General features: G+C 63.3%; 17 protein-coding genes. 8 read left to right on the top strand and 9 right to left on the bottom strand.

The genetic code is table 11. From position 1 onward, the window contains the following. Window positions 1-78: 78 nt before the first annotated feature. Genes G1E_RS20005 through def form a run of 5 tightly spaced genes read right to left on the bottom strand, consistent with a single transcriptional unit; the run spans window position 79 to window position 4,602 of the window. The gene (locus G1E_RS20005) at window positions 79-387 is read right to left on the bottom strand and encodes a tetratricopeptide repeat protein (protein ID WP_009682348.1); all 309 of its coding nucleotides are present in this window, start codon (window positions 385-387) and stop codon (window positions 79-81) included. Window positions 388-398: 11 nt separating this feature from the next. Continuing rightward, window positions 399-1,772 (bottom strand): Trk system potassium transporter TrkA, encoded by a 1,374-nt coding sequence (trkA, locus tag G1E_RS20000; protein WP_009682347.1) that lies wholly within the window; start codon window positions 1,770-1,772, stop codon window positions 399-401. Between the two features lie 23 nt (window positions 1,773-1,795). Beyond that, window positions 1,796-3,106, bottom strand: a complete 1,311-nt coding sequence (rsmB, locus tag G1E_RS19995) for a 16S rRNA (cytosine(967)-C(5))-methyltransferase RsmB (protein ID WP_047150051.1) — start codon at window positions 3,104-3,106, stop codon at window positions 1,796-1,798. Then, window positions 3,103-4,035 carry a methionyl-tRNA formyltransferase gene (gene fmt / locus G1E_RS19990; RefSeq protein ID WP_009682344.1) on the bottom strand — a complete coding sequence of 311 codons (933 nt, stop codon included), beginning with the start codon at window positions 4,033-4,035 and terminating at the stop codon, window positions 3,103-3,105. Before fmt ends, rsmB begins: the two co-directional genes overlap by 4 nt. A gap of 60 nt (window positions 4,036-4,095) precedes the next feature. Beyond that, window positions 4,096-4,602, bottom strand: a complete 507-nt coding sequence (gene def / locus G1E_RS19985) for a peptide deformylase (protein ID WP_009682343.1) — start codon at window positions 4,600-4,602, stop codon at window positions 4,096-4,098. A 208-nt stretch (window positions 4,603-4,810) separates the two neighbouring features. Between def and dprA the strand changes: the two genes are divergently transcribed. From dprA to G1E_RS19965, 4 genes are all read left to right on the top strand, one after another. Continuing rightward, complete coding sequence (gene dprA, locus G1E_RS19980) at window positions 4,811-5,908, top strand: DNA-processing protein DprA (protein ID WP_047150050.1); 1,098 nt, start codon at window positions 4,811-4,813, stop codon at window positions 5,906-5,908. Window positions 5,909-5,949: 41 nt separating this feature from the next. Then, window positions 5,950-6,507: an L-threonylcarbamoyladenylate synthase gene (locus G1E_RS19975; RefSeq protein ID WP_009682340.1), complete on the top strand. Its 558-nt coding sequence runs from the start codon at window positions 5,950-5,952 to the stop codon at window positions 6,505-6,507. A 275-nt stretch (window positions 6,508-6,782) separates the two neighbouring features. Then, window positions 6,783-7,226, top strand: coding sequence for a hypothetical protein (locus G1E_RS19970; RefSeq protein WP_009682339.1), 444 nt, complete (start codon window positions 6,783-6,785; stop codon window positions 7,224-7,226). A gap of 480 nt (window positions 7,227-7,706) precedes the next feature. After that, window positions 7,707-8,024: a DUF3077 domain-containing protein gene (locus G1E_RS19965; protein WP_009682338.1), complete on the top strand. Its 318-nt coding sequence runs from the start codon at window positions 7,707-7,709 to the stop codon at window positions 8,022-8,024. 132 nt (window positions 8,025-8,156) lie between these two features. Here the strand turns inward: G1E_RS19965 and G1E_RS19960 are convergent, their stop codons facing one another. Beyond that, window positions 8,157-9,134, bottom strand: a complete 978-nt coding sequence (locus G1E_RS19960) for an NADPH:quinone reductase (RefSeq protein ID WP_009682337.1) — start codon at window positions 9,132-9,134, stop codon at window positions 8,157-8,159. Between the two features lie 134 nt (window positions 9,135-9,268). Between G1E_RS19960 and hemF the strand changes: the two genes are divergently transcribed. Then, complete coding sequence (hemF, locus tag G1E_RS19955; RefSeq protein WP_009682336.1) at window positions 9,269-10,180, top strand: oxygen-dependent coproporphyrinogen oxidase; 912 nt, start codon at window positions 9,269-9,271, stop codon at window positions 10,178-10,180. Window positions 10,181-10,205: 25 nt separating this feature from the next. After that, on the top strand, window positions 10,206-11,030 hold the full coding sequence (gene aroE / locus G1E_RS19950; RefSeq protein ID WP_009682335.1) for a shikimate dehydrogenase: 825 nt from the start codon (window positions 10,206-10,208) through the stop codon (window positions 11,028-11,030). 99 nt (window positions 11,031-11,129) lie between these two features. On the opposite strand, the gene G1E_RS19945 is transcribed toward aroE, so the two are convergent. The 3 genes from G1E_RS19945 to betC form a co-directional block, all read right to left on the bottom strand. Continuing rightward, entirely contained in the window at window positions 11,130-12,695 is a 1,566-nt protein-coding gene (locus G1E_RS19945; RefSeq protein ID WP_009682334.1) for a SulP family inorganic anion transporter, read from the bottom strand. A gap of 87 nt (window positions 12,696-12,782) precedes the next feature. Beyond that, the gene (gene choX / locus G1E_RS19940; RefSeq protein ID WP_009682333.1) at window positions 12,783-13,712 is read right to left on the bottom strand and encodes a choline ABC transporter substrate-binding protein; all 930 of its coding nucleotides are present in this window, start codon (window positions 13,710-13,712) and stop codon (window positions 12,783-12,785) included. 12 nt (window positions 13,713-13,724) lie between these two features. Continuing rightward, on the bottom strand, window positions 13,725-15,242 hold the full coding sequence (gene betC, locus G1E_RS19935; protein WP_009682332.1) for a choline-sulfatase: 1,518 nt from the start codon (window positions 15,240-15,242) through the stop codon (window positions 13,725-13,727). Between the two features lie 108 nt (window positions 15,243-15,350). Between betC and G1E_RS19930 the strand changes: the two genes are divergently transcribed. Both G1E_RS19930 and G1E_RS19925 read left to right on the top strand, forming a co-directional pair. Next, window positions 15,351-16,250: a LysR family transcriptional regulator gene (locus G1E_RS19930; RefSeq protein ID WP_009682331.1), complete on the top strand. Its 900-nt coding sequence runs from the start codon at window positions 15,351-15,353 to the stop codon at window positions 16,248-16,250. Window positions 16,251-16,298: 48 nt separating this feature from the next. Continuing rightward, window positions 16,299-16,631: a DOPA 4,5-dioxygenase family protein gene (locus tag G1E_RS19925; protein ID WP_009682330.1), complete on the top strand. Its 333-nt coding sequence runs from the start codon at window positions 16,299-16,301 to the stop codon at window positions 16,629-16,631. The last annotated feature ends 70 nt before the right edge of the window (window positions 16,632-16,701 follow it).

Here is a 16,701-nt window from a genome sequence, read left to right as displayed (position 1 = left end):
CAAACACCTGTCAGCCCTAAGGCGATCCCTGTGGGAGCTGGCTTGCCTGCGATGGGCTGCAAAGCAGCCCCGGCTATCTCAAGCCTTGTTCAGCTTCTTGAGAAAAACGGTCATCTCTTTCTCGGCCTGCTTGTCCCCGTGGGCCTGTGCCGCCACGATCCCATCCTCCCAGGCCTTGCGCGCCGCCGCCAGGTCACCCTGCAACTGACAGGCCTTGCCCAGCAGCTTCCAGGCTGCCGAGTACTTCGGGTCCTGCTCTACACAGCGCGCCAGGTGCACCGCAGCTTCTGCACCGTTACCTTCATCCAGCCAGGCCTTGCCCAGCCCGAAACGCAGCAACGGGTTATCCACACCCTTGGCCAGCATCTTCTCCAGCGACTCGCGCATGCCCTTTGCTCCTAGAAGAAACTCAAGCCGACGTGGAACAGCTTCTCCACATCGCGAATGTGCTTTTTATCCACAACGAACAGGATCACATGGTCACCCGATTCGATCAGGGTGTTGTCGTGGGCAATCATGACCTCTTCGGCACGGATGATCGCGCCGATCGTGGTACCCGGCGGCAGGTTGATGTCCGCTATCGCCTTGCCAACGACCTTGCTCGACTTGGCATCGCCATGGGCCACCGCCTCGATCGCTTCGGCTGCGCCACGGCGCAGCGAGTGCACGCTGACAATGTCGCCCCGGCGCACGTGGGCCAGCAGGGTGCCGATGGTCGCCAGCTGCGGGCTGATGGCAATGTCGATCTCACCCCCCTGCACCAGGTCGACGTAGGCTGGGTTGTTGATGATGGTCATCACCTTGCCTGCACCCAGGCGCTTGGCCAGCAGCGACGACATGATGTTGGCTTCGTCATCGTTGGTCAGGGCCAGGAAGATATCGGCGTCGGCGATGTTTTCTTCCAGCATCAGGTCCCTGTCCGAGGCGCTGCCCTGCAACACCACGGTGCTGTCTAGCGTATCGGACAGGTGCCGGCAGCGGGCCGGGCTCATCTCGATGATCTTCACCTGATAGCGGCTTTCGATGGCTTCGGCCAGGCGCTCGCCAATTTGGCCACCACCGGCAATGACGATGCGCTTGTTGGTCTGGTCGATGCGACGCAACTCGCCCATCACTGCCCGGATGTCTTTTTTCGCGGCAATGAAGAACACCTCGTCATCGGCTTCGATCACCGTGTCGCCACGCGGGGTGATTGGCCGGTCGCGGCGGAAAATGGCGGCCACACGGGTATCCACGTTAGGCATGTGCGCGCGGATCTGGCGCAGCTGCTGGCCCACCAGCGGCCCGCCGTAGTAAGCCTTCACGGCCACCAGCTGCGCCTTGCCTTCGGCGAAGTCGATCACCTGCAGCGACCCTGGGTGTTCGATCAGGCGCCTGATGTAGTTGGTCACCACCTGCTCGGGGCTGATCAGCACGTCGACCGGGATGTGGTCATTGTCGAACAGCTCTTCACGGGTCAGGTAGGCCGACTCGCGTACCCGGGCAATCTTGGTCGGGGTGTGGAACAGCGAATAGGCCACCTGGCAGGCAACCATATTGGTTTCGTCGCTGTTGGTTACCGCCACCAGCATGTCGGCGTCGTCGGCACCGGCCTGGCGCAGCACCGTCGGCAGCGAGCCGCGGCCTTGCACGGTGCGGATGTCCAGGCGGTCGCCCAGGTCGCGCAGGCGGTCGCCGTCGGTATCGACCACGGTAATGTCGTTGGCCTCGCTGGCCAGGTGCTCTGCCAGCGTCCCGCCCACTTGCCCTGCGCCGAGGATGATGATTTTCATCCGCTACTCCCTACCCTTTGTGCTTACCCGCGCGAGGCGGCGATCTTGATCAGCTTGGCATAGTAGAACCCGTCGTGGCCGCCTTCCTGGGCCAGCAACTGGCGGCCGTGCGGCTGGCGCAGGCCGGCCTCGGTGGCCAGGTCCAGCTCCCGCGCGCCGGCGGTGCGGGCGAGGAAGGCCTCGATCACTTGCGTGTTCTCGGTCGGCAGGCTGGAGCACGTGGCATACAGCAGCATGCCGCCTACTTCCAGTGTGGGCCACAGGGCATCGAGCAGTTCACCTTGCAGCGCGGCCAGGGCCGGAATGTCGTCGGCCTGGCGGGTCAGCTTGATGTCCGGGTGGCGGCGGATCACGCCAGTGGCCGAGCAGGGGGCGTCCAGCAGGATGCGCTGGAACGGTTTGCCGTCCCACCAGCTGGCAGTGTCGCGGGCGTCGCAGGCGATCAGCTCGGCATCGAGCTGCAGGCGGTCGAGGTTCTCGCGCACGCGGTTCAGGCGCTTGCCCTCAAGGTCGATGGCTGTCAGGTGAGCCAGGCCTGGTTCGGCTTCCAGCAGGTGGCAGGTTTTGCCGCCGGGCGCGCAACAGGCGTCGAGCACGCGTTGGCCGGCGGCCAGCTCCAGCAAGTCAGCGGACAGCTGCGCGGCTTCGTCCTGCACACTCACCCAGCCCTCGGCGAAGCCTGGCAGGCCACGTACGTCGCAGGCTTCGGCCAGCACGATGCCATCGCGGCTGTAGGGGCAGGCGCTGGCGGCAACGCCCGCGTCGGCCAGCAGGCCCAGGTAGGCGTCACGGCTGTGATGACGGCGGTTGACCCGCAAGATCATCGGCGGGTGCGCATTGTTGGCGGCGCAAATGGCCTCCCACTGCTCTGGCCAGAAGGCCTTCAGCGCCTTTTGCAGCCAGCGCGGGTGGGCGGTGCGTACCACGGGGTCGCGCTCCATGCCGGCCAGCAGCGCTTCGCCTTCGCGCTGGGCGCGGCGCAGCACGGCATTGAGCAGGCCCTTGGCCCAGGGTTTCTTCAGTTTGTCGGCACAACCCACGGTCTCGCCAATTGCGGCGTGGGCCGGAATACGGGTGTAGAACAGCTGGTACAGGCCGACCAGCAGCAGCGCCTGCACATCGGCGTCTGCGGCTTTGAACGGCTTCTGCAGCAGCTGGGCGGCCAGCAGGTCGAGCCGGGGCTGCCAGCGTGCAGTGCCGAACGCCAGGTCCTGGGTCAGGCCGCGGTCGCGCTCATCGACCTTGTCCAGTTGTGCCGGCAGCGAGCTGTTCAATGAAGCCTTGCCGCTGAGTACAGCGGCAAGGGCACGGGCGGCGGCGAGGCGTGGGTTCATTGGCCAAGTACCTTGCCGGCGGCGAACTTCTCGCGGCGGCTGTTGAACAGGTCGCTGAAGGTCAGCGCCTTGCCACCGGGCAGTTGCAGGCGGGTCAGGCTCAGTGCCTGGTCACCACAGGCAACCACCAGGCCATCTTTACTGGCGGACAGGATCTCGCCCGGCTCACCTTTACCTGCCGCCACGTTGGCCGCCAGCACCTTCACGCTCTCGCCATCGAGGGTGCTGTGGCACACCGGCCAAGGGTTGAAGGCACGGATCAGGCGCTCCAGCTCGACGGCCGGGCGGCGCCAGTCGAGGCGCGCTTCGTCCTTGTTCAGCTTGTGTGCATAAGTGGCCAGGGCATCGTTTTGCACCTCGCCTTGCAGCGACCCGTCGGCCAGGCCGGCGATGGCCTGCACGACGGCGGGCGGGCCCATTTGCGCAAGGCGGTCATGCAGGCTATCGCCGGTGTCCTCGGCGCTGATCGGGGTGGCTACCTTGAGCAGCATCGGGCCGGTATCCAGGCCGGCTTCCATGCGCATCACGGTGACACCGCTTTCGGTATCGCCGGCTTCCACGGCACGCTGGATCGGCGCTGCACCGCGCCAGCGCGGCAGCAAGGAGGCGTGGCTGTTGATGCAGCCCAGACGGGGGATATCCAGCACCGCCTGCGGCAGAATCAGGCCGTAGGCAACCACGACCATCAAGTCTGGCTGCAGTGCGGCAAGTTCCGCTTGCGCCTCGGCGTTGCGCAGGGTTTGCGGCTGCAGTACCGGGATGCCATGGGCCACGGCCAGCGCCTTGACCGCACTGGGCATCAGCTTCTGGCCACGGCCGGCAGGGCGGTCAGGCTGGGTGTAGACGGCCACGATCTCGTAAGGGCTGTCGAGCAGGGCCTTGAGGTGTTCGGCAGCAAACTCTGGGGTGCCTGCAAAGACGATGCGCATGGAGTTCTCGCTTCAAAAAAGAAAAAGGCTTGCCGGAGCAAGCCTTCTGGAAGGTGGGGATCAGGCTTGCTGGCGGTGCTGCTTTTCCAGTTTCTTCTTGATCCGGTCGCGTTTGAGCTGCGACAGATAGTCGACAAACAGCTTGCCGTTGAGGTGATCGAATTCGTGCTGCACGCAGACCGCCAGCAAGCCTTCGCACTCCAGCTCGAACGGCTTGCCGTCGCGGTCCTGGGCTTTTACCCGTACCCGCAGCGGGCGGTCGACGTTCTCGTAGAAGCCCGGCACCGACAGGCAACCTTCCTGATACTGGCCCATGTCGTCGGTCAGCTCTTCGACCGTAGGGTTGATGAAGACCCGCGGTTCGCTGCGGTCTTCGCTGAGGTCCATCACCACGACCTGCTGGTGCACGTTGACCTGGGTCGCGGCCAGGCCGATGCCGGGGGCTTCGTACATGGTTTCAAACATGTCGTCGATCAGCTGACGCAGGGCGTCGTCGAACACCGTCACCGGCTTGGCGATGGTGCGCAGGCGCGGGTCGGGGAATTCGAGAATGTTCAAGATGGCCATAAGGTCAGGCAGTCACTGTGCGTTTGGTTGAAAACTGAGCACACATAATAAAGGCAAACGTGGATTTCAGCACCTGTGAAAGCTCGTCTAGGGTTTTCAGGGCCTGCTTGTCGGCTATTCGATAGACAGGTTGTCAAACCGTTATCAACACAGTTATCCACAGCTTGTGCCACGCCGATGGCCCTTTTTCAGATCAAGGATGATCCCCATGTCGAATCACCATTCGTCGCCTGTTGCGCCGGCTGAACTGGAGGCGCGGCTGCGTCTGCACCGCTTGCCGGACACCGGCCTGCGGCGTTTTTGCACGTTGCTGGAGGCGTTTGGCAGCGCATCTTCTGCCCTGTGCGCACCGGCCGGCGCCTGGCGCGCGTTGGGCATTCCCCAGGCAGCAATCGACGCGCGGCGCAGTGCCGAAGTGCGCGATGGGGCCCTGGCGGCGATGGCCTGGCTAGAGCAGCCGGGCCAGCATTTACTGATGTTTGACGGCCCTGGTTACCCGCCGCTGCTGGGGGAAATCGATGACGCTCCGCCATTGCTGTTTGTCGCCGGCGACACTGCCCTGCTCGAGCGCCCGCAGCTGGCAATTGTGGGAAGCAGGCGCGCTTCACCGCCAGCCCTCGATACCGCCGCGGCGTTTTCCCGTTACCTGGCCCAGGCCGGTTTCACGATTACCAGCGGGTTGGCAGTAGGTATCGACGGCGCCGCTCATCGGGCCGCAATACAGGCCGGTGGGGGTACGATCGCGGTGCTCGGCACAGGGCTGCAAAAACTTTATCCACAGCGGCACACCGCGCTTGCCCAGGCGATTATCGACAGCGGCGGCGCGCTGGTTTCCGAGTACCCGCTGGATGCCGGGCCACAGCCCAGCAACTTCCCCCGGCGTAACCGCATCATCAGTGGCTTGTCGCTGGGTGTGCTGGTGGTTGAGGCCAGCCTGGCCAGTGGTTCGCTGATCACGGCGCGGCTGGCGGCAGAACAAGGCCGCGAGGTGTATGCCATTCCGGGCTCCATCCACCACCCTGGGGCCAAGGGCTGCCACCAGTTGATTCGCGACGGCGCGCTGCTGGTGGAAACCGTGGAGCAGATCATGGAAAGCCTGCAGGGCTGGCAGAACCTGCCACCTGCGGTTGTGGACAAGTTCGACCACCCACTGCTGGCCTTGCTGCACGCGGCGCCCCAGACTAGCGAAAGCCTGGCCCATTGCAGCGAGTTGCCACTGGCCGAAGTGCTTGCGCAATTGACCGAGCTGGAACTGGAGGGGCGGGTCAGCAATGAAGCCGGGCGTTGGTTTGCCCGCGCGGGCTAAGTACACTGCGCACAGGCAAGTTCATAGGCGGAGTAACAGCAATGGTAAGCAGTTTTCGTGTGCAACAAGCCGCACGTGAGATCCGGGCGGGCGCAGTAATCGCCTACCCAACGGAAGCGGTCTGGGGCCTGGGCTGCGACCCCTGGAACGAGGACGCGGTGTACCGCCTGCTGGCGCTGAAGTCGCGGCCTGTGGATAAAGGCCTGATCCTGGTCGCCGACAATATCCGCCAGTTCGACTTTTTGTTCGAAGATTTCCCCGAGGACTGGATCGACCGTATGGGCAGCACCTGGCCGGGGCCCAATACCTGGCTGGTGCCGCACCAGGACCTGTTGCCGGAGTGGGTGACCGGCCAGCATGACACCGTAGCGCTGCGGGTCAGTGACCACCCGGTGGTGCGCGAACTGTGCGCGCTGGTGGGGCCGTTGATTTCCACCTCGTGCAACCCCGGCGGGCGGCCGGCGGCGAAGACCCGGTTGCGGGTGGAGCAGTACTTCCGTGGCCAGCTGGACCTGGTGCTGGGTGGGGCGCTGGGGGGGCGGAAGAATCCGAGTGTGATTCGCAACCTGGCTACCGGTGAGGTTGTTCGGCCGGGTTGATACCGCTGGCGAGGGCTTCGCCCTCGTTTCGCGACACAAGGCCGCTCCTACAAGTACAGCGCAGCTTTCAGCCCTGGCGCTATGCCTGTAGGAGCGGCCTTGTGTCGCGAAAGGGCCGCAAAGCGGCCACACTAATCGTCAGACCTATTTCTGATTCGCCCGATCTTGCCAATTGGGAAGCTTCCTACTGTCTCTGTCCTAAGTCATCACCTTCCATGCTGGAACCCCTGCCTCTAGCCTGCTCACGTCGCAATTCGGCGGGAGCATCCGAAGCAATGCCGCTATTCAAAAATGCCGAATATCTGATAAGGGCGAATCTGCAGCAGCTTGCGTCCAACAACCGGGTTAGATCGGTGGAAATAGGCAGGTTTACCGCAGATCAATTTGAAGCGATAAACAGACAGAAAGAAGCGCAGGAACTACCGCTGCTTGAGGATCCGGGCATCGTATTCATCGGTAGCCATGCCTACAGAAGCCGGGTGATTCGAGATGGCTACACCATTGATGACATGGTTTTGCAAATCGAGGCAGCACTGGCGGCGACATCAATCTGGAAAAACGCCACGCGCATGACCGCTCTTCGCAGCACGATTGGTCGTGACGATGGCTATGGCAATGAAGTTTTTGATGAGGCGATTTTTGAACTGACGGCTCGCAAGCCCAAGGCAGAGCTGTATTCGATTATCCCTAAAGGGGATAGAAACAAGCCCAAAAAATAAAGGCCGCTTGAGCGGCCTGAATGGTAAGGATGTACTCGCCCGGATAACTTGAAACTCAACCGGCGCACCAGCACAACCTCAGGAGCAAAGGCTACGCCTCCGAGCATTCATGGTCAAGCGGCGCCCCTCACCCTCCCCGCGGCGCAGCGCTTGATGCTGGTGCGCCATTGCAGTCAGGGTTTTCTGATTGTTGCCAAAATGGCTGTCCAGCTCGCGGCTTGGGAAATATCCTACGACCCGCGTCCTCTGCCATCACCTTCTCAGTGGGAACCTCTGCCCTTAGGCTTCAACCGTCGCCGAATAACTTGGCGATCGGGTGTGGTAACCCGGCTTTAGAGTGATCTTGGCAGTCCATGGCGGCTGTTCGCAGGAGGCTTTGTGCCTGCTGGGTTTTGGATCTCTCACCCGGTTTACCACCCTGCGGATAGCTGCCACCCATTCGTGTGGTAACGCCTGGGTGGGGCCATGAGCAGAGATCTAATGATGAAGAAAATAGTTCCAGATCCACCCCTACCCTGCACCTCCACCCGCCCGTTCGGCCGCTGCGACGCCGGCCATGACCCGCTCTTCACCGTCAACCCGAACATTTCCGCCGAGGACGCTCTGGTCCATGTAGCCCTGTACCTGCGCAGCGCCTACGAAACCGGCTACAAAGCTCTGGACTACATGCGCGAAGAGGGCCGTGGCATGTTCTGGTCGAACCTGTATGCGATTGAAATGGCAGAGGGGGTGGTCGAGGCAATCCTCGATGGGATCGAGTCGACCCCGCCACCGACGAACCGACCCTCACAGCCATAGCGCAGCTTTCAGAGCCGACGCAGCACCTGTGGGAGCGGGCGCGCCCGCGAATACCGGCAAAGCCGGTGCCATCCACCGCGGTGGCTTCTTCGCGGGTCGGGCATGCCCGCTCCCACAGGGAACGTGTGTGGCTCAGGGAATGAGTACTGTCGACCCTACAGTCCGCCGCGCCGACAGCTCTGCCTGCGCCTTGGCCGCCTCACTCAGCGGGTACCTTTGCTGGATATCCACAACCAGCTTGCCACTGCCAATCATCGCAAACAGGTCATCGGCCATGGCCTGGGTGTTTTCGGCATTGTTGGCATAGGTCGCCAAGGTCGGCCGGGTCACATACAGCGAGCCCTTCTGCGCCAGAATCCCCAGGTTCACCCCGCTGACCGCACCCGAGGCATTACCGAAGCTCACCATCAGCCCGCGCGGTTGCAGGCAGTCCAGCGAGGTGAGCCAGGTATCGGCGCCAACGCCGTCATACACCACCGGGCATTTCTTGCCGTCGGTCAGCTCCAGCACCCGCTTGGCCACATCTTCATGGCTGTAGTCGATGGTCGCCCATGCGCCCAGCGCCTTGGCCCGCTCGGCCTTCTCGGCAGAACTCACAGTGCCGATCAGCTTGGCACCCAACGCTTTCGCCCATTGGCACGCCAGCGAACCCACGCCACCGGCGGCCGCATGGAACAGGACCACGTCACCCGCCTTCACCTGGTAGGTTTGCTTCAGCAGGTACTGCACGGTCAACCCCTTGAGCATCACCGCCGCTGCCTGCTCGAAGCTGATGTTGTCGGGCAGCTTGACCAGGTTAGCCTCCGGCAGCGTGTGAACCTCGCTGTATGCGCCCAGCGGGCCGCCGGCATGGGCCACGCGGTCACCCACCTTCAGCCGGGTCACGCCTTCGCCCACGGCCTCGACCACACCGGCCGCTTCGGTGCCCAGCCCCGAAGGCAGTGATGGCGGTGCATACAGCCCGCTGCGGAAATAGGTGTCGATGAAGTTCAGGCCGATCGCATGGTTGCGCACGCGCACCTGCTGGGGCCCCGGCGGGGCGGGTTCGAATTCCACAAACTGCAGCACTTCGGGGCCGCCATGCTGGCTGAACTGGATACGCTTGGCCATCTCGTACTCCTGTAGTCGGGATCGGGAAAGGCCTTCTATCGGACGCCTTTGCTTGATCGCCGTCAACTGCGGCGCGCGCGCTGGCGGTGTTATGCTACGCGGCGAATTCTTCCCTGCCCGTTCCTGGTGACCCGATGACTAGCCGCACCGAGGCCGTGAAAGCCTACCTGCTCGACCTGCAAGACCGCATCTGCTCTGCCCTCGAAAACGAAGACGGCGGTGCCCGCTTCGTCGAGGATGCCTGGGTGCGCGAAGCCGGTGGCGGGGGGCGTACGCGGGTGATCGGCGAGGGCAAGCTGATCGAGAAAGGCGGGGTCAACTTCTCCCACGTGTTCGGCGCCGGCCTGCCGCCGTCGGCCAGCGCCCACCGCCCGGAGCTGGCGGGCCGGGGCTTCGAGGCCTTGGGCGTGTCGCTGGTGATTCACCCGTACAACCCGCATGTGCCCACCTCGCACGCCAATGTGCGGTTCTTCATTGCCGAGAAGGAAGGCGAAGAGGCGGTGTGGTGGTTCGGTGGCGGTTTCGACCTGACCCCATACTACGGCGTCGAGGAAGACTGCATTCACTGGCACCGCGTGGCCGAGCAGGCATGTGCACCCTTCGGTGCCGATGTGTACCCGCGCTACAAGGCCTGGTGCGACCGCTACTTCCACCTCAAGCACCGTGGCGAGCCACGCGGCATTGGCGGGCTGTTCTTCGACGACCTGAACGAGTGGGGCTTCGACACCTGCTTCGCCTTCATCCGTGCCATTGGCGATGCCTATGTCGACGCCTACCTGCCGATCGTCCAGCGCCGCAAGCACACCCCCTATACCCCGCAGCAGCGTGAGTTCCAGGAATACCGCCGCGGCCGCTACGTGGAGTTCAACCTGGTCTACGACCGCGGCACCCTGTTCGGCCTGCAGTCGGGCGGGCGCACCGAGTCCATTCTCATGTCGCTGCCGCCACAGGTGCGCTGGGGCTATGACTGGAAGCCGGCACCGGGCAGCGAAGAAGCGCGCCTGACCGACTACTTCCTGCAAGACCGCGACTGGCTTGGCCAGTAAGCCTGTGGATAACCAAGGAGCCGCCATGGACCAGTACGTCGTTTTTGGTAACCCCATCGGCCACAGCAAGTCGCCGCTGATTCACCGCCTGTTTGCCGAGCAGACCGGCCAGGACCTGGAATACGCCACCCTGCTGGCGCCGCTGGATGAGTTCAGCGACTGCGCACGCGGCTTCTTCAAGCAAGGCAGCGGCGGCAATGTCACCGTGCCGTTCAAGGAAGAGGCCTACCGCCTGTGCGACAGCCTGACCCCGCGTGCCCAGCGCGCTGGCGCGGTGAACACACTGAGCAAGCTGGCTGACGGCACTTTGCAAGGTGACAACACCGATGGCGCCGGCCTGGTGCGTGACCTGACGGTGAATGCCGGGGTCGAGCTGACGGGCAAGCGCATTTTGATTCTCGGTGCCGGTGGTGCAGTGCGTGGCGTGTTGGAGCCGATCCTGGCGCACAGGCCGCAATCGCTGGTGATCGCCAACCGTACCGTGGAAAAGGCCGAGCAGCTGGCGCGTGAGTTCGATGAACTGGGGCCGGTGGTGGCCAGCGGGTTTGCCTGGTTGCAGGAGCCGGTGGATGTGATCATCAACGCCACTTCAGCCAGTTTGGCCGGGGAATTGCCGCCGATTGCCGACAGTTTGGTCGAGGCAGGGCGCACGGTTTGCTACGACATGATGTATGGCAAGGAACCTACGCCGTTTTGCCAGTGGGCGCAGAAGCTGGGCGCGGCCAAAGTGCTGGATGGGTTGGGGATGCTGGCTGAGCAGGCCGCTGAGGCGTTCTTTATCTGGCGTGGGGTACGGCCGGATACCGCTCCGGTGTTGGCTGAGTTGCGCCGGCAATTGGCTCGGGGCTGAAATTGCCGGGGCCGCGTTGGGTCGGCGTACACCCATCCCTTGTGGGAGCGGCCTTGCGTCGCGATGGGCTGCAAAGCAGCCCCAAATCTCAACCCTACCTCATTCCTCAAACCGGATCGGGCACAACTGCGCCCCTTCCAGCTTCTGCAATTCCTCGATCACCTGCGGCCTGGCCCGGTGCAAGGTCAGGCTCCCGCCCAGGCGCCGCAAGCGCCGTGCCTCGCGGTGCAACATGTCTACACCCGAGTAGTCGATGAAATTCACCTGCCGCGCATCAATCACCACATGCGGGCCCTGGCACAGCTGCAAACGTACTTGCAGGTAGTGCGCCGCGCCAAAGAAGATCGAGCCACCTACCCGCAGCACATCCGCTTCACCTTCGCGGCTTTGCTGCACCCGTGGCCGTGATGTGCGTTTGAGGTAGAAGAACAGCGACGCCAGCACCCCGGCATAGATCGCCGTCTGCAACTCCAGCAGCAAGGTTGCCGCCGCCGTCAGCGCCATTACCAGGAACTCCGAACGGCTGACCCGGAACAGCGCGCGGATGGCTTGGCGGTCCACCAGCCCCCAGCAGATCAACAGAATGCTGCCGGCCATGGCGGGGATCGGCAACTGCGCGATCAAGCCAGCACCGGTGATGGCGAACAGCGCCACCCATAGCGCCGAAAACACCCCGGCCATGGGGGAGCGGGCACCTGCTTCGTAGCTCAGGCCCGAACGGGTGAAGGAGCCAGCAGACAGGTAACCCGAGAAAAACGCGCCAGCGATGTTCGACACGCCCTGGGCGCGAATTTCCTGATCAGGGTCGATCAGCTGTTCCGAGCGTGCCGACAATGACCGGGCAATCGACAGGCTGGTGACCAACCCCAGCATACCTACCGCCACGGCACTGGGCAGCAGGCGCAGAATCAGCTCCACGTCCAGCAAGGGCAGCGGGCTCAAGGGTGGAAGCTGGCCGGTGAATGCCGCGACCCTCGGCACATGGCCAAACCAGCCCGGCAGCAGCCAGGCCAGCAGGCTCACCGCGATCAGGCTTATCAACAGGCTGGGCCAGCGCGGGCGCCAGAGTTTGAGCGCCACACCGATAACCACGGTGGCCAGGCCCAACAGCAAGGAAGGCACATTGATTTCGCCGGCATGGCTGGCCAGGTCCTGTACGGTTTTCAGCGCCGTGGCCTGGCTGGGCAGGTCCATGCCCAGCAGGTTGGGCAATTGCCCCAGGGCAATGACGACCGCGGCGCCAAGGGTGAAGCCGAGCACTACGGAATGCGAGACGAAATTGACCAGCGCACCGAAGCGCAGCAGCCCCAGCAGCAGTTGAAAGACCCCGCCGAGGAAGGTGAGCAGCAGCACCAGCGTGATGTAGTCCGAACTCCCAGCCACGGCCAATGGGCTGATGCTGGCGTAGAGCACGATGGAGATGGCCGCGGTCGGGCCGCAGATCAGGTGCCAGGACGAACCCCACAGGCAGGCGATCAATACCGGCACGATGGCGGCGTACAGGCCGTATTCGGCAGGCAGGCCGGCGATCAGGGCATAGGCGATGGACTGCGGCAGCGCGAGGATGGCACCGCCCAGGCCCACCAGCAGGTCCTGGCGCAGGCTGCGGACCGATTGGCGCGGGAGCCAGGCGAGGAATGGCAGCAGGTGGATGATACGATGCATGGGTTATCCACAATCCTTGATTAAATGCACCTGACCTGTGGGAGCGGGCATGCCCGCTCCCACAGGTCAGGTGCATTGCTGGTGAGTTCATAGTTTGGCTTTGACGGCCTCCAAGGCATCGCCATCGGCTTTGGTGGTGACCCCGGCCAACCACCCTTCCAGTAACTCGGGGTGCGTCTTGACCCAGGCCCTGGCCGCGTCGTCGAAGCTGATCTTCTTGTCCACAACCTGAGCCATGATGCTGTTTTCCATGTCCAGTGTGAACTTCAGGTTGCCCAGCAGCTTCGCCGCATTCGGGCAGGCTTGTGGATAACCCTTGCGCGTCAGGGTGTACACCTGGCCTTTGCTACCGAACCATTTTTCCCCGCCCGTGAGGTAGTGCATCTTCAGCTTCACATTCATCGGATGTGGCGTCCAGCCTAGGAAAGTGATGAATTGCTGCTTCTTCACGGCGCGGTCGACCTGCGTCAGCATCGCCTGCTCGCTGGATTCGACCAGTTTCCACTGGCCAAGGTCGAACTCATTGTTGTCGATGATTTGTTTGAGCGACAGGTTGGCCGGTGCGCCGGAACCGATGCCGTACAGTTTCTTGTCGAACTGGTCGGCGTGCTTGTGCAGGTCGGCGAAATCCTTGACCCCGGCATTCCAGACGTAGTCCGGCACGGCCAAGGTGAACTCGGTGCCTTCCAGGTTGCGCGACAACTGCTGCACATCCCCATTGGCGACGAACTTGTCATGAAAGCCCTGTTGCGCCGGCATCCAGTTGCCAAGGAAGGCATCCACACGGCCGTCCTTCAGGCCGCCGTAGATGATCGGCACCGCCAGGCTGTCGATCTTCACCTGGTAGCCCAGACTTTCCAGTAGCAGCCGGGCCACGGCGTTGGTCGTGGCTATGTCGCTCCAGCCAGGGTCGGCCATTTTTATCGTGCTGCATTGTGCATCGTCGTCGGCGGCGTGGGCCGGGGTGATACCCAGGCCCAAGGCCAGGGTGAGTACGGCGGCGGAAAACGTGTGCATGGCGGCCTCTTCTCAATCCAGGGGGGCGGGCTGTGGGTAACGTGCCTTGCGCTCGAGGTCGTCGAGATCAATGTGGTTACGCATGTACTGTTGGCTGGCATCTACCCATGGTTGATGGTCCCAGCTGTGCAGCTTGCCGGTAGCCAGCGCTTCGGCCACCAGGCGGCGACGGCGCTGGCTGGCCAGTACCTGCTGGCGCAAGCTGGGCATGTCCCAACGCTGTCGGGCTTCCTCGACGAACGCCTGCAGCAGCGCCTGGTGGTCCGGGCTGCTGGCGAGGTTCTCCCGCTCGTGCGGGTCGCGGTCAAGATCATAGAGTAGGCAAGGGTCGTCTTCGCCGTACACGAATTTGTAAGGCCCGCGGCGGATCATCATCAGCGGCCCGACAGTGCCTTCGGCCATGTATTCGCCGATCACTTCGTCGTGGCCGCCCTGCCCTTGCAGGTGGCCAAGCAGTGAGCGGCCATCCAGATGCAGGGTGTTATCCACAGCCCCGCCCGCCAATTCGACCAGGGTCGGTAACAGGTCACAGGTCGATACCGAGGCGCTGACACGGCTGGCGGCAAAGCGCTGCGGTGCATGAACCAACAGTGGCACCCGCGCCGACATTTCGAACCAGTGCATCTTGTACCAAAGGCCACGCTCGCCGAGCATGTCGCCGTGGTCGCCGGAGAACACGATCAGGGTGTCGTCGGCCAGGTCGCACTCTTGCAAGGTCTGCAACAGCTTGCCGATGTTGTCGTCGATGTAGCTGCAGGCGCCGAAATAGGCCCGGCGTGCATCGCGGATCTTGTCCACCGGCAGGGGTTTGTTCCACAGGTCATAGACCTTGAGCAGGCGCTGCGAATGCGGGTCCAGTTCTGCCTGGCTGAATTCGGTGCCGGGCATGGGGATATCCACACCCTCGTAGCGATCCCAGTAGTGCTTGGGAATGGTGTACGGATCGTGGGGGTGGGTCATCGACACGGTCAGGCAAAACGGCCGGCCGTCGTTCTCGCGCACGTGGTCGTAGAGGTACTGGCGCGCCTTGAACACCACCTCCTCGTCGAAATCCAGCTGGTTGGTACGCACGCAGGGGCCTGCCTGCAGTACCGAGGACATGTTGTGGTACCAGCTTGGACGCACATCCGGCTCATCCCAGTTCACTGCCCAGCCATAATCGGCCGGGTAGATGTCGCTGGTCAGGCGTTCCTCGTAACCATGCAGCTGGTCCGGGCCGCAGAAATGCATCTTGCCCGACAGCGCCGTGCGGTAGCCCAGGCGGCGCAGGTAGTGGGCGTAGGTCGGTACGTCGGCGGGGAAATCGGCAGCATTGTCGTAGGCACCGATGCGGCTTGGGAGCTGGCCGCTGACCAGGGTGAAGCGCGACGGCGCGCACAGCGGGCTGTTGCAGTAGGCTGAATCGAACACCACGGCCTGCTCGGCCAGGCGGCTGAGGTGCGGCATCTGAATGGGTGAAGGCCCATAAATGGGCAGCAGGGGTGCGGCCATTTGGTCGGCCATGATGAACAGGATATTCGGGCGTGTCATGCTGGCTTCCATCGTTGAAGGTTATGCGAACGGCTTGCCTATCAAGATGCGACTGTGGATAACATGGGTAAAGCCCATGGCGGGCAATGACTGGGATTAGCCAAGCTTATGTTTGAGCGCTTTGCCGAACTGTCGCTGGATACGTTGCGGGTGTTCGAGGCCGCGGCCCGTTTGCGTGGCTTCACTGCGGCGGCCCTGGCGCTGGGCACCACCCAGCCTGCGGTAAGCCAGCAGGTAAAACGGCTGGAGGCGCAGTTGGGCACACGCCTGTTCGATCGGGTATACCGCGGGATTGAACTCACCGAGGCCGGCCAGCTGTTGTTCGAGCATGTGCACCAAGGGTTGCAGGCCATGGACGAAGGTATTGCCCAGGTCAGTGGGCGCGGCCAGCGTGAAGTGCTGCAGGTGGCCACCGACTTCGCGTTCGCGGCGTTCTGGCTGATGCCGCGCCTGCAGCGCTTTCACGAGGCTTATCCACACGTGGATGTCAGCCTGGTGACCGGTGAGCGCAGCCAGGGCATGTTGCGCCCGGACATCGATGTGGCCGTGCTGTTTGGTGATGGGCGCTTTCATCAGGGCGAAAGCCGCTGGTTGTTCGATGAGGAGGTTTTCCCGGTGTGCAGCCCCCGCCTGATTCATGGCAAACCCATGTCAGCCGTGGCTTTGCAGCGCTTGCCGTTGTTGCACCTCAAAGGTGAGCAGGCCAGCCGCTGGTTTGACTGGGCGGGTGTGTTTCGCGGGTTTGGCGTGGCCAGCCCACCGCCAGCCGGGCAACTGCGGTTCGATAACTACACGCTGCTGATACAGGCGGCGATTGCCGGGCAAGGGGTGGCAATTGGCTGGGGGCACCTGGTGGATGGGCTGGTCGAGCAGGGTTTGCTCTGCCGGCCACTGGAGGGCAGCCTGCGCTCGGAACGCGGTTATTATGCGGTGTTGCCGCCGCGCAAACGCCGGGGCGCTTTGATCGAACGGTTCGTAGGTTGGTTGGAGCACGAGCGAAGCCGGTAAGGGTGAGTTCGGCGCAGAGTCACGCGGGCTTTGGGCCCAGGAGGTACCGTGCAGAGGATCAAGGGTTACCACGCCCACATTTACTATGATGCAGCGACCCTGGAGCAGGCTCGGGCGCTGTGTGAGGAAGCGGCGCGGCTGTTTCCCGTGAGCATGGGGCGCATGCACCAGAAGCCGGTGGGCCCGCACCCGGACTGGAGCTGCCAGCTGGCTTTCGGTCCGGAAGTGGTGGGGGTGGTGTTGCCTTGGTTGGCACTGCATCGCCAGGGTTTGGTGGTGTTCATGCACCCGCTGACCGGTGATGAACTGGCGGACCATCGGGACCATGCGATCTGGATGGGGGCAGTGAGGCCGTTGAACCTGTCGGTTTTCGGGGGCTGAACCTTCAGTGCTCGTGTTGTGCTCATCGCTGGCAAGCCAGCTCCCACGGGGATCGCATCAGGGCTGACAG

Source organism: Pseudomonas sp. TJI-51 (assembly GCF_000190455.2).
Classification (GTDB): Bacteria; Pseudomonadota; Gammaproteobacteria; order Pseudomonadales; family Pseudomonadaceae; genus Aquipseudomonas; species Aquipseudomonas juntendi.
This window is presented reverse-complemented; position numbering and strand designations above follow the sequence as displayed.